Genomic DNA, 12,926 nt, shown 5'->3' with positions numbered 1-12,926 from the left:
AACCAGTCGCGGCAGGTGATCCGGTTGCCCGACCAATTGTGGAAATATTCGTGCCCGATCACGCCTTCGACCGCGTCGAAGTCTGCGTCGGTCGCGGTTTCCTCGTCCGCCAGCACGTATTTCGTGTTGAAGATGTTGAGGCCTTTGTTCTCCATCGCACCCATGTTGAAATCGCCCACCGCGACAATGTTGAACCGGTCGAGGTCGTATTCGCGCCCGTAGGTCTCCTCGTCCCACTTCATCGACCGTTTCAGGCTGTCCATCGCATAATCGCAGCGATCCTGATTTCCATGTTCGACAAAGATGCGCAGCGCCACATCACGGCCCGACATGGTTTTGAAACTGTCTTCGACACAGGCCAGATCCCCCGCGACCAGCGCAAACAGATAGGATGGTTTCGGGAACGGATCTTCCCACACGGCAAAATGACGGCCGCCGTCAAGATCGCCACTGTCGATCAGATTGCCGTTCGATAACAGAACCGGGCAGCTTTCCTTATTGGCATTGATCGTGACCTTATAGGTCGCCATGACATCCGGGCGATCCGGGAAATAGGTAATGCGGCGGAACCCTTCGGCCTCGCACTGGGTGCAAAAGGCACTTTGCGAAACATAAAGGCCTTCAAGCCGGGTGTTATTGGCTGGCGAAATCTGGGTTTCAAGTTCGGCAATGAAGTTTTGCCCCGGTGCCTTAAAGCGCAGGCCTTCCTGATCAACCGTGAAATCGCTGGACGCCAGGCGGGTTTCATTGAGGGTGACGGAACGAAGCTTCATATCCTCGCCATGGAGGAAAACCTCGTCGCCCTTTCCGGTACCGCGCACAGGATTCGCAGCCATAAACAGGCGCGATTTGACATTTGTCACGTCACGATCAAGGTCAAAAACCAGTTCGACCTTTTCGACAATAAAGTCAGGTTCCTTATAGTCTTCGCGACGAATCTCTTGCGGCTGTTCAGACATTTAAGGGTCCTTTTTTCCTTGGGCTGCGCGGTTTTGGAACGGATTGTATAAAATCGCCAATTTCGCAATGCAGTGTGGTGTTTCAGAACTGAATTTGGGTCAGCGATAACACTGATAGGATAAATTTCATTTTTCCTCAAATGCGGAGTTTACGGCGCCGATTTTAATGGGCATACTCTCAAACGGTGGCGCGAGGGGGGCCAAAGTTTCACATTTCGTGGGGCGAGAGTGATCTTTGGTTTCCCTCAACCTTTCTGCCGGTTTTCCAGACAAAACATCTTCTCATGCAGATCGGCGTCCACCGGGTCGCACCCTACCAAAATCAAAAATATCCCATCCTTTTCTCACCTAATAATTTGTGAGTTCCGCTTGAACGGGATAGAATAATTGCGACCTGTCGGGGAATGATAACTTTCAGGGGAAAAATCGCCAATGTCCGAAACGTTCCAGATTCTGATCGCCGATGACCATCCGCTAGTGCGCGGAGCCCTCAAACAGGCGTTAAGCTCGGAACTGGAAAACGTATCGGTCCTTGAAGCGGGCAGCCTGTATGAAGCCATTGACCAGATCGAAGCCCACAAGGGTGATATCGATCTTGTCCTGCTTGATCTTCATATGCCTGGCATGAATGGCTTTACCGGCCTGTTTACTCTGCGTGCATCCTATCCCGACATTCCGGTTTCCATCGTTTCGGCCAGTCAGGAACTGCCTGTTGTGCGCCGTTCCATCGAATATGGCGCATCGGCCTTTGTCCCGAAATCAGCCCCGGTCGATCAGATCGGCCTTGCGGTCAAGACCGTTCTGGATGGTGGCATGTGGATGCCCGACTGGGCGCGCGAGGCCATGGAAAACGGCCCAAGTGATGACGAAGCCACCGGCCTTGCCGAAAAGATCGGCCAGCTTACCCCGCAGCAATTGCGTGTTCTCAACATGCTGACCGAAGGCAAGCTCAATAAGCAGATCGCTTATGAGCTTGATGTCACCGAGGCGACGGTCAAGGCCCACGTATCGGCCATCCTGCGCAAGCTTTCGGTCCATAGCCGGACACAGGCCGTTATCATCGCGCGCGAATTGCAGTTGCAGGAACCGGCGATCGAGGCCTGATTGGTCGAATTTGGCTAAATCCACCTTGAGGTTCCAGCCCGCGGAACTTCCCCGCTGCTCAGCCGTTTAATCCATACATCCAGATAAAAAACGTTTGCAGGCGGTTGCCCTGCCCTGTCGGGAGTCCTTGTATGTCGGCCAGATGCGGCGCGCATTCGCCAGAAACACCTGAAGCCTCCGAAACATCGGATGCCAATCCGCCCGCCAATGGCACGGCGGCAGAAACGGATGCGACTGTCCCCAGTGATGCGGAACGCCGCGCCAATGCGCGTGCGCGGGTGTACCGCCGGGCGCGGACGATTTCAGTGATCGGCACATTTGTGGTTTTGGCATTGGGGTGTCTTTACGTCGCGCAAAGTCTTTTGCTGCCGGTTGTTCTGGCGTTTTTGCTGTCGCTTGTGTTTTCGCCGGTTGTCCGCACCTTTGCGAAATTCTACATCCCCAATGCCGTTACGGCCTTTGCCATTGTTCTGACACTCAGCGCGACTGTGATTGCCGGGATTTATGGCCTGAGCGGCCCGGTATCGGGCTGGATTGATGAAGCGCCGAATATCGAGCGCCAATTGCGTCTGCGCCTTGCCGATCTTAGCGAACCGCTTGATAAACTCCGCGAAGCCCAAAAGCAGGTCTCCGAGGCCACCGATCAGAATAATGGCGATGAAGACGTTCAAAGGGTCGTTGTTGCCGAACCCAACCTGATCAGTCAGGCCGCCCAAGGCGCACCCGATATTCTGGCGGGCATTGCGCTGATGCTTGTTTTGTTGCTGTTCATCCTGTCGGGGGGTGATCGCATTTATCAGAAACTGATCCGCTCGCTTCCGACCTTTGGCGACCGGCGCAAGGGATTGCGTATTGCCCATGACGTAGAACGCGAAGTTTCGCGCTATCTGGCAACCATTACCGCAATCAACATCTTGCTTGGCATCGTGATCGGCACGCTGATGGCGATTATCGGCCTGCCCAACCCTGTTCTTTGGGGGATCGCGGCGGCGGTGCTGAACTATGTGCCGATCCTTGGGGCGATGACCGGTGTGGTGATTGTTGGCGTGGTGTCGCTTGTGTCGATGCAAACCACCGGACAGGCCCTGATTGCACCGGCACTTTATCTGGCCTGCACGGTGCTTGAGGGGCAACTGATCACGCCGATGCTTATTGGCAACCGGCTTAAAATCAACTCGGTCGCGATTGTGCTTGCCATTGCACTTTGGGGTTGGCTTTGGGGCTTTGTCGGCATTCTGGTTGCCGTCCCGCTTCTGATCGTTGCCAGCGTCATTTCCAATCACGTCGAAGGCCTGGGCGGGCTTCGTGAACTTCTTGGCCCGCATGCAGCCAGTAACACGCCCGACCGCACCATTCCGACAAACGGTAAGTAGCTTTATCAGCCAGCACCAAACCCTACGCCATTGCCAAAATATGCAAACGCTGCCAGTTTTGTGCGATGAACAAGGTCGAAGTCATTGCCCATGATTGTCTGGGTGTTGAAGCCGTCATGGCCGAAACACGCCATTCCTTTGCCAAACACACGCATGAGGCGTTTGGCATCGGCTTCATGCATTCCGGTGCGCAAAAATCCGCGTCCGGGCGCGGCATGGTCGAGGCCGGGGCAGGCAACATCATCACGGTCAATCCCCGCGAAGTGCATGATGGCCATCCGATTGGCGATGCGCCGCGCGGATGGAACATGCTGTATTTCGACCCGGATCTGATCGCGCGCGCGGCAAGTGACCTTTCTGAAACCGCCACCGATCAATATGAATTCACCCGCCCCGTGATGGATAGCCCCCACGTCCGGCAATGTTTTGGCGCATTATTCGATGCCATCACCAACGGATCGGAACAAAGCGCACGGCTCCGGCAGGAAGAAATGCTGCTGATGATGCTCCATCACGCCATGATCGGCCCCGGTGAACCCACCCAGAAATCAAACGTGCGCCAAGCCGTTGCCCTTGCCCGGATCAAACGCGCCAAGGCGTTACTCGATGACAGCCCGACACACAGCCACAGCCTTGATGACCTCGCCGACGCAACGGGCTTAAGCAAATTTCAGACGCTGCGCGATTTTACCCGTGCGACGGGCCTAACCCCGCACGCCTATCTGATCCAGCGGCGCATTGATCTTGCAAGGACCATGATCAAATCCGGCGATACCCTTGCCGATATCGCAAGTGCCGCGGGCTTTGCCGATCAAAGCCATCTGAACCGCCACTTTGTCCGTGCCTTTGGACTGACACCGGGCCGCTATGCCCGCGCCGTTCGCGGAAACTAATCCACGACCACAGATACCGCCACCAACCCAATCGTCATTCCCGCGAAGGCGGGAATCCATCTTTGCCTCGACGGGCCATGGATTCCGGGTCTGCGCTCCGCTCCGCCCGGAATGACGAGTTTGGCAAAATCATCCTGCAATTCCGTTCAAGAATGCTTGGCTCGCCATTCGTAGATTGAGGGCAACAACCTTCAACGAACGGATGCAAAATGATCAGCCTCGATTTCCTGATAACCTCACTTATCATCGTTGTCCTGCCCGGCACCGGTGTGATCTATACCCTGGCACTTGGACTGGGACGCGGCATGAAGGCCAGCATCTGGGCGGCCTTTGGCTGCACGCTGGGTATCGTCCCGCATATGACCGCCAGCATCCTTGGCCTCGCCGCCCTGCTCCATGCCAGCGTAGTCGCCTTTGAAATCGTGCGCTATCTTGGTGTGGCGTGGCTGCTCTATATGGCCTGGGGCATGTGGTTTGGGACGGGTGCGATGAAAGTCACCGCCAATGAAAGTGCTGCGGGCGTTCTTAAAATCATTCGCGACGGGGTATTGCTCAACCTGCTAAACCCCAAACTCTCAGTCTTCTTCCTCGCCTTCCTGCCGCAATTTGTTAGCGCTAACACGCCCAATACAACGCTCGAGATGACCCTGCTCGGCCTGATTTTCATGGCGATGACGTTTGGTGTGTTTGCGGTTTATGGCTGCTTTGCTGGCGCATTGCGCAGCCATATCATCGAACGCCCAAAGGTTATGAGCCTGATTGGCAAGAGCTTCGCGGGAGCCTTTGTTCTGATGGGGGCGAAACTAATGCTGACAGAGCGATAAGTTGCTCGCGCATGAGAATAGCATTGTTCCATTTTTTGGAACATGCTATTCTCCGTCAAATCGAAATGTTGAAACACGCTGAGACAAGGACGCTAAATGCGCATCATTGCCCGAAAGGTGCTTGTCGATTTCTGGACCAAACACCCCGAAACCGAGCAACCCTTGAGGGCATGGTTTGACCGAACGCGTAAAGCGAACTGGCAAAACCATCAGGATGTCCTGGCTGTCTTTGGTACGGCGAAAAGCATTAACGCCGAACGGATCCGGTTCAAAATCCATGGTAATGACTATCGCCTGATCGTCGCCTTTCGCTATGACGTTCAAATCGCGTGGATCAAGTTTATTGGCACCCATGCCGATTACGACAAAATTGATGCCAAGACCGTCGATAAGTTCTGATCAGATTGGGAAGGAGACCAAACGATGCAAACAGCCTATGCCATCAAGCCGATCAAGACCGAAGCGGACTATGAAGCCGCGATGGAACAACTTGAAGAGCTTTGGGATGCCAAACCCGGCACACCTGAAGCCGATCAGCTCGAAGTGCTTGGTATCCTGATTGACCAATATGAAACGCAACAGTTCCCGATTGCAGCCCCGAATGCGGTCGAAGCTGTGCTGTTTTACATGGAGCAAAACGGACTGGATCGCGCCGAACTTGGCAAACTGCTTGGCAGTCGTTCCCGTGCGTCAGAATTTCTAAATCATAAAACCAGTCTGTCGCTAACGCAGATCAGGAAACTGAATGAGGCTTGGGGTATTCCGGCGGATGTTTTGATTCAGCCGGTTCGAGAGAGTGCTTAGATCAAGTAACTCAGGTTAGAGCCGTCTCAACAAGAAGCCCTTGAAATTCACAAACAATATTTCTCTCGATTTGCGATGCAATTGAAAGAGCGGATTGCTTCCTCGGAATACTCATCCATAGTCTCAAGCAATTGCTCTGCATTGGAAAGATGCATCTCACTTATAGTTTTAGCATCATTCCTCAAGTCTTTCGTACACAATTGGTTACTGAATTCTCCCGTCCGATCACAGCTCTGGGGAAACCACAAACCTATCACCGATTCTGGAACGTCTTTATAAAACTGCCTGACCTTTTCCGAGGAGCAATGATCGCTTCCCGTCGCCTTACAGGCGACCAATGCTGAAAACCCTGTCGCGATATCTTCGATATTTGTCCTGGTTTTATTGACCATACACTCTTTCATTCGGTCGATGTAAGCAACATACAACTGGACGCTCTGTCGGCAGGCATCAAACTCCTCTCTGTATGAAAATCCCTTTTCAGGAAAAAGTTGCGTGGTACATAGAGGAGGCCCCGATACGAATGTCTCAATGTGTTCGCATCCGTGCGGGAACGTCTCAACGGGCCAAGCCACACTATTGCTTCCAGAGGTTTGGCAGCCTACTAAACACAACATTGCAAAGATCTGACTGAAGCGGACTAAGTCCATTTCCCGGTATCTCCTAACCGACTAAACCATTCCAGCGGCAATCCGTCTACGTTCACAAATAAAGTACCTGTAAAGCACTCCTCAAAGTACCGTTGACCTCTTCACTCCGCCGCATCACTCCCCAACCGGTTAAGCGCGCGTGTCATCAGCGCGCGCAGCTTGGCTGGGCGGAGCGGTTTGTTGAGTAGCGAGTAGCCCTGGGCGGCGATCAGGTCGGCGGTCTCGGACGCGCGGTCGGCGGTGATGATGACGCCCGGCACGTTAACGCCGTGAACATCACGAAGCCGGATCAGGAAATCAAGGCCGGTCTGGCCGGAATCAAGGTGGTAGTCGGCAAGGATGATGTCCGGGGAGAACGGCTTTTTGCCATCGACTTCCTGTGTCAGCAGGCTTTCGGCAGCCGTGCCGGATTGGGCCGTCACCACGACACAATCCCAGTTTTCGAGCATGGCGCGCATGCCATCCAGGATCGCTGGTTCGTTATCAAGACACAGCACGCGCAGGCCGCCCAACTCGCCCGCCATGCGGCGTTTGGGTTTGGGCGTGGCGGCTGTATCGGCAACACCCAGCGGCACTTCGACCGAGAAGACCGTGCCGCGACCGGGGCGTGAGCGCACCGAAACCGGATGGCCGAGCGACTTGCCAAGGCGATCCACGATTGCAAGGCCAAGCCCCAGCCCCTTCACATCGGTGGTTTCCGGGCCTTCAAGACGATGGAATTCACGGAAGATGATTTTCAGTTTGTCTTCGGGGATGCCCGGCCCGCTATCCCAGACTTCGAGTTTCAGCGTGTCACCGCGCACGCGGCAGCCGACCACCGCCCCGCCGGTGCGGGTATAGCGCATCGCGTTGGAAATGAAGTTTTGCAGGATACGCCGCAGCAAGCGACTGTCACTGCGCACCCACAGATCGCGTTTATGGACCTTGAAGCTGAGCCCCGCATTTTCGGCAATCGGGCCGAATTCGGTTTCAAGCGCGCCCAGCACATCATTGATGGCAAAGTCGCGAATGGTCGGTTGCATCGCGCCAGCGTCCAGCTTGCAGATATCAAGAAGCTCGTTGAGGAGTTCTTCAACCCCCTTGAGCGACAGATCGACCTTGCCGACCAGATCAAGTATGTCATCCGCCAGCCCCTGCTTGCCGCCAAGTGCCACCGTAAACAGGCGCGCGGCATTTAGTGGCTGAAGCAGGTCGTGGCTGGCCGCGGCAAAGAAGCGGGTTTTGGTATCGTTGGCGGTTTCGGCCTGCTCCTTGGCGTCTGAAAGCTCGGAGTTCAGCACTTCAAGCGCATGCGTTCGCTCGGTCACGCGGGCTTCAAGGCCTTCGTTGGCTTCTTTCAGCGCCTGTTCGGCGGTCTTGCGTTCGGTGATGTCGTGATAGATGCAGAAATAGCCCAGCACTTCGCCGGTTTCGTCAAAGTGCGGGATATAGGTGCCTTCGGCATAACGGCCTTCGCGCACACCTAGGGTGGCGCGTTCGTCATTGCGGTTGCGCGTAATGGCGGGGAATTCGATCTCGAAACTTTGGCGGTAGCCCTGCAAAACAAGATCGATCATCGGGGCGAGATGGACATAGCGTTCCTCGCCCACTGCTTCGCGGACGGACATGCCGTGGGCCTCGACCCGACGCAGACCAAACATCCGCTCATACGGGCGGTTGGTAAAGCGCAGGCGCTGATTTTTATCGGCGTACGCAATCATCACCGGAATGTTGTCGGTATAGATCCGGATGTTACGTTCGCTATCGCGCAGGGCTTCTTCGGTACGCACGCGCGCGGTGATATCGGCGATGGTCGCCACAAACCCGCCATCAGGCATCGGGTTGGTACGAACTTCGAGCACCATGCCATCGGCACGCTTGCGCTCATAGGTATGGGGCAAACGGCGCATCTGGGGTGCGGCATTGCGCCCCAGTAGAATATCAATATCGACCGCCCGGTTGCCGTTATCGCGGCAGATATGGACAAGCTCCGACAGCGGCAATGTGACCTGAATGTCGCTGGTTGAAATGCCAAGCAAATCAATGAAACGGTGGTTCCACGTGGCCAGACGCAGGTTCTGGTCAAACACCCCGACCCCTTGCGAGATGTTTTCAAGCGTGTTGAGCAAAAGGTCGCGGTTGAACTTGATGGCCTCGGATGCTTCATCAAGCAGTTCCATCGCATCGCGGCGTGATACGGCCTTGTCGGGCAGCAGAAGCGCCATCACCACGCGCGAGGATGCCGCCCCGACGGCACCAGACAGCAGATGTTCGGTAAAGTTCGCGGCATCGACATCGGCAAGATCGGATCGCTTGGTTTCGCCATCGCGCGATTGCAGGTAATTGCGAAAGGCGCGCTGCGCCCAATGCTTACCAAGGAACCTTGCCGCAAGATCTTCAAGATCGCCCAGCGTCACCCGGCCCGGCCAGGTATCGTTGCGCGCCTTGGTATCCTTGCGCCAGACATCGACAAAGACCTGCGCCTGACGGCGTTGGGTGACGCCCTGCACTCCGACGGCCGAGCCGACAAACATCAAAACAAAGTTCACGCCAAGCGACCAGACAACCCCGTGAGTCAGATGATCTTCGATCCCCACACCCAAAAGGGCCTGCGGGTTCAGAATGCCAATGCCAAACGGCCCGTCAGTCAGGAGCGAGGATGGCAACAACCCGCCCTGCACAAAGGCCGGCATCAAAAGCGTATAGGCCCAAAGCACAAAGCCCGAAGTCAGGCCAAGCCGCACCCCGGTCCGGTTGATGTTTTTAAGGTAGATCGCGGCCAGAACCGCCGGGCCGAACTGCGCCATGGCGGCAAAGGACAGCATCCCGATATCCGCCAGCGCATAGTTTTCCGCGAGGAACCGATAGAAACCATAAGCCAGAAACAGGATGGCAATGATGGCGGCCCGGCGGATTTTCAACAACACCTGACTGACATCGCCAGACATGCGTTTCTGGAGCCGTTCAGAACGCAGCAAAAGCGGCATGACCAGATCGTTACAGACCATGGTCGAAACCGCGACACAGGACACAATCACCATCCCGGTACTGGCCGACAAACCACCGATAAAGGCAAATACCGCCAGCCAGTTCTGCCCACCGAGCAACGGCAAGGTCAGAACAAAGGTATCGGGATTAACCGCCGGGTTATGGCCAAACATGAACAGACCGGCAATCGCGATCGGCACGACAAAGATATTGATCGCAACCAGATAGGCCGGAAACAGCCAGCGCGCGCTGGTCAGGTTGCGGCTGTCATCATTTTCAACAAAGGTCACATGGAACTGGCGCGGCAGACAGAAAATGGCAAACCCCGCCAGCATGGTGGCGATAAAGAAGTTTGATGTCAGCCAGGTATCGGGAATAAACATCTGCCGCACAGTCGGATCAGACAGGGCGCGTTGATTGATATCGACAAAGCCGTCAAACATCCCGTAAACGACGAAAAAGCCGACCATCAGAAGGGCTGCAAGCTTGATCAGGCTTTCAAATGCCACGGCCAGGATCAGGCCATCATGATGTTCGGATGCGTGGATATAGCGAACGCCAAACAGGATGGCGAACACCGCCATCAGGATGGTGACATAAAACGCCGTATCCTTGGAAAAATGGCCTTCGGAATGGCGGACAACCTGTTGGCCGAGATCGCCGATCAGTACATCAAACGACATCGAAACCGCTTTGAGCTGAAGCGAAATATAGGCCAGCACGCCAACCACCGCGATCAGCGCAACAAGGGCAGCCAGACTTTGGCTTTTGCCATAGCGCGAACCCAGGAAATCGGCAATCGAGGTAATGTTTTGCTTATGACAGACGCGCGCGATCTTGGTCATGATGCCAAAACCGAAAATCATCACCAAAATCGGACCGATATAGATCGGCAGGAACGCCCATCCCCCGGTGGCAGCCGACCCCACCGAGCCAAAGAAGGTCCAGCTTGTGCAATAGACCGCCATCGACAGGGCATAAATCGTCGGCTTTAATCTCGATGCGCGCCACTTGTCGGCATATTTGTCGCCATAATGGGCAATGGCAAACAACAACCCGATATAGGTCATGGCAACAATAAAGATCAGTCCGCCCTGAAGCATCGACGTAAGCGCCCTTGTTATCGCCGCCCATTCAGGCGGTCACAATTATCTGTTATCGGGGACTATACCACGGCGGGTGAATTGTCTAAAACGGCGCAAATCGTTTTGAGACCAAAGATCAAGGAAAGCGTGGTTCAGATGGCTTCTGATTATGGCTTTTACGCCGGTATCCTGCGGTTCGTCGCGAAAAAGACGGAAACCGATGACGCCGAAATTCGCATCATGATGGGCCATCTGGCCGGGATTGCCGATGCGATTGAACAAAGCGGTCGCTTCATGGTCGAACGCAACAATTGCGAAAGTGCCGCGCGCGCCTTTGCTGGTGTCGCCAAATTCCTTCAGGAACGCATCCTGCCAGAGGCACTGAATGCCGGAAACGAAGGTGCCGTCGAACAGCTTAAATGGGCGATTGAAACGTCGCTGGTCCTCGCCGCCGAACTGGTCAAACGCGCGGCAAATGAAGAGCTTAAGGATCAGGACAGGTTCACGTTCGATTTGCCCGCAGCACCAAAAGCGCCGACCGTGCACTAAGCCGTTTATAGCAGCGAACACCTGGCAACAAAAAAGGCCGACACCCGAAGGTGCCGGCCTTTTTCATTTAAGATGCCTGATGGCTTAGTACGTGCCGTTGGCAAAAACACTGGCGCGCTGGTTAAGCGCGGTTGCCTCAAATTCCTTGCCGTAGGGCGCGGCTTTCTTGGCGAAATCCATCACGGACGCATAAATACGACCGGTGAGCTCGTTCTTCGCAGCAATTTCTTCAAGCGCTTCTTTGGAGGCCTTGGCAAAAGCATTGATCAGATCGTCATTGAAGTGACGGATCTCGGTGCCTTTTTCAAGGATCGCCTGATAGGACTGAATATTGTTGAACGCGAAGTCCGACAGGGTCTGTTCGGCATTGGCCTGTGCGGCAACCGCGACGATTTCCTGAAGGTCTTCGGGCAGTTCAGCGAACTTGTCCTTGTTGATAAAGACTTCGATGCCCGAACCCGGTTCGGCGAATGCCGGGGTGTAGTAGTATTTGGCAACCGATGCGAGGCCAAAGGCATAATCGTTCCACGGACCAACCCACTCGGCTGCGTCAATCGCACCCGACTGCAAGCTAGGCAGGATGTCGGCGGCCGGCAGAAGCGACGGGGTCGCACCCAGACGGCGCATGGCTTCGCCACCGATACCGGCATAACGGACCTTAAGACCCTTAAGATCGTCAACCGAGTTGATTTCCTTGTTGAACCAGCCGCCTGCCTGAAGGCCCGTGTTACCGGCCAGGAACGGTTTGACGTTGAACTGGGCATAAAGCTCGTCCCACAGCGCCTGACCACCGCCAAAGCGCAGCCAGCCGGAAAGCTCCCAGCCCATCAAACCGAACGGAATGGTGGTAAAGAATGAAACAGCCGGGTCCTTGCCAAACCAGTAATACGGGGTGGAGTGCGCAAGATCAGCAACACCCTGTTCGACCGCATCCATGCATTCCAGCGCCGGGACCAGTTCACCCGCACCGTAAACGGTGATGTTCAGGCGACCGCCCGACATCTTGTTGACACGTTCGGCAAACAGTTCGCCGTTCGCGCCAAGACCTGGTGTTCCTTTCGGCCAGGGCATGACCATGCGCCAGTTGATGGTTTCATTTGCTTTGACGATTGATGGTGCAGCGGCAGTAGCGGCAAATGCGCCTGCGGCAACGCCTGCACCGCCCAGAAACGCGCGACGTTTCATTGTGGGGCTCCCAATATTGGTAAAATTTTGCGTAAAAAGTTCACGAAGATAATTTCGTAACCTTGTTTGGGTCCAAAGTTACGGTTTTTGGCGCAAGCAACAATTAACGATTGCGGGATGCAGCATCGCACTGAGCGCATGACATCGACATTTCGTCGATAAATTTTCAACCATAGAGCCAAACAAAAAGGGACTGCCAGAATGGCAGTCCCTGATCGGGGATCGAACCGAAGGTCCGATAAAGATATTAGAGCACGTCGCGTTTAATCTGTATCATTTTGTTTGTTTTTGGCGAACTGTTTGGCAAGGCACAGCGTGCAGAGCGATGCGGCGCATCGGTCAAACGATGTAACGCCGCGAAACGTCGCCAAAATCAAACCCTTCGGGCCGGGACAGCCTTCCGCCCCACTGCGTCAGGATCCTTGACCGTAGCCCCGCTACGCTTTGCGGATCTTTCCTAGTGCGACAGAAGACTGTCTCCGGCAAAATGGTGCAGATTAAACGCGACGTGCTCTAGCTGTGGAACCTCAATA

Annotated in this window: 11 protein-coding genes; 7 read left to right on the top strand and 4 right to left on the bottom strand. The window is 55.0% G+C overall.

What is annotated here, in order from left to right; translation table 11 throughout:
* Positions 1 to 959: M1 family aminopeptidase (locus tag B2T33_RS14880; protein ID WP_286792465.1), on the bottom strand; the 959-nt coding region annotated here is incomplete at its 3' end.
* A 432-nt stretch (positions 960 to 1,391) separates the two neighbouring features.
* Between B2T33_RS14880 and B2T33_RS14875 the strand changes: the two genes are divergently transcribed.
* From B2T33_RS14875 to B2T33_RS14850, 6 genes are all read left to right on the top strand, one after another.
* Positions 1,392 to 2,063: a response regulator gene (locus B2T33_RS14875; RefSeq protein WP_286792464.1), complete on the top strand. Its 672-nt coding sequence runs from the start codon at positions 1,392 to 1,394 to the stop codon at positions 2,061 to 2,063.
* 131 nt (positions 2,064 to 2,194) lie between these two features.
* The gene (locus B2T33_RS14870; RefSeq protein ID WP_286792463.1) at positions 2,195 to 3,436 is read left to right on the top strand and encodes an AI-2E family transporter; all 1,242 of its coding nucleotides are present in this window, start codon (positions 2,195 to 2,197) and stop codon (positions 3,434 to 3,436) included.
* A gap of 65 nt (positions 3,437 to 3,501) precedes the next feature.
* Positions 3,502 to 4,329, top strand: a complete 828-nt coding sequence (locus tag B2T33_RS14865; protein ID WP_286792462.1) for an AraC family transcriptional regulator — start codon at positions 3,502 to 3,504, stop codon at positions 4,327 to 4,329.
* A 209-nt stretch (positions 4,330 to 4,538) separates the two neighbouring features.
* Entirely contained in the window at positions 4,539 to 5,153 is a 615-nt protein-coding gene (locus tag B2T33_RS14860; protein ID WP_286792461.1) for a LysE family translocator, read from the top strand.
* 96 nt (positions 5,154 to 5,249) lie between these two features.
* The gene (locus B2T33_RS14855; RefSeq protein ID WP_064790809.1) at positions 5,250 to 5,552 is read left to right on the top strand and encodes a type II toxin-antitoxin system HigB family toxin; all 303 of its coding nucleotides are present in this window, start codon (positions 5,250 to 5,252) and stop codon (positions 5,550 to 5,552) included.
* A gap of 24 nt (positions 5,553 to 5,576) precedes the next feature.
* Complete coding sequence (locus B2T33_RS14850; protein ID WP_286792460.1) at positions 5,577 to 5,957, top strand: helix-turn-helix domain-containing protein; 381 nt, start codon at positions 5,577 to 5,579, stop codon at positions 5,955 to 5,957.
* Positions 5,958 to 6,004: 47 nt separating this feature from the next.
* On the opposite strand, the gene B2T33_RS14845 is transcribed toward B2T33_RS14850, so the two are convergent.
* Positions 6,005 to 6,607 (bottom strand): hypothetical protein, encoded by a 603-nt coding sequence (locus B2T33_RS14845; protein ID WP_286792459.1) that lies wholly within the window; start codon positions 6,605 to 6,607, stop codon positions 6,005 to 6,007.
* Between the two features lie 101 nt (positions 6,608 to 6,708).
* Positions 6,709 to 10,677 (bottom strand): hybrid sensor histidine kinase/response regulator, encoded by a 3,969-nt coding sequence (locus tag B2T33_RS14840; RefSeq protein WP_286792457.1) that lies wholly within the window; start codon positions 10,675 to 10,677, stop codon positions 6,709 to 6,711.
* Between the two features lie 138 nt (positions 10,678 to 10,815).
* On the opposite strand from B2T33_RS14840, the gene B2T33_RS14835 reads away from it, so the two are divergent.
* Entirely contained in the window at positions 10,816 to 11,208 is a 393-nt protein-coding gene (locus tag B2T33_RS14835; RefSeq protein WP_008892314.1) for a hypothetical protein, read from the top strand.
* An 84-nt stretch (positions 11,209 to 11,292) separates the two neighbouring features.
* Here the strand turns inward: B2T33_RS14835 and B2T33_RS14830 are convergent, their stop codons facing one another.
* Positions 11,293 to 12,393: a TRAP transporter substrate-binding protein gene (locus B2T33_RS14830; RefSeq protein ID WP_286792456.1), complete on the bottom strand. Its 1,101-nt coding sequence runs from the start codon at positions 12,391 to 12,393 to the stop codon at positions 11,293 to 11,295.
* Between the last annotated feature and the right edge of the window lie 533 nt (positions 12,394 to 12,926).

This window comes from Thalassospira sp. UBA4513 (genome assembly GCF_002388495.1).
Taxonomy (GTDB): Bacteria; Pseudomonadota; Alphaproteobacteria; order Rhodospirillales; family Thalassospiraceae; genus Thalassospira; species Thalassospira tepidiphila.
This window is presented reverse-complemented; position numbering and strand designations above follow the sequence as displayed.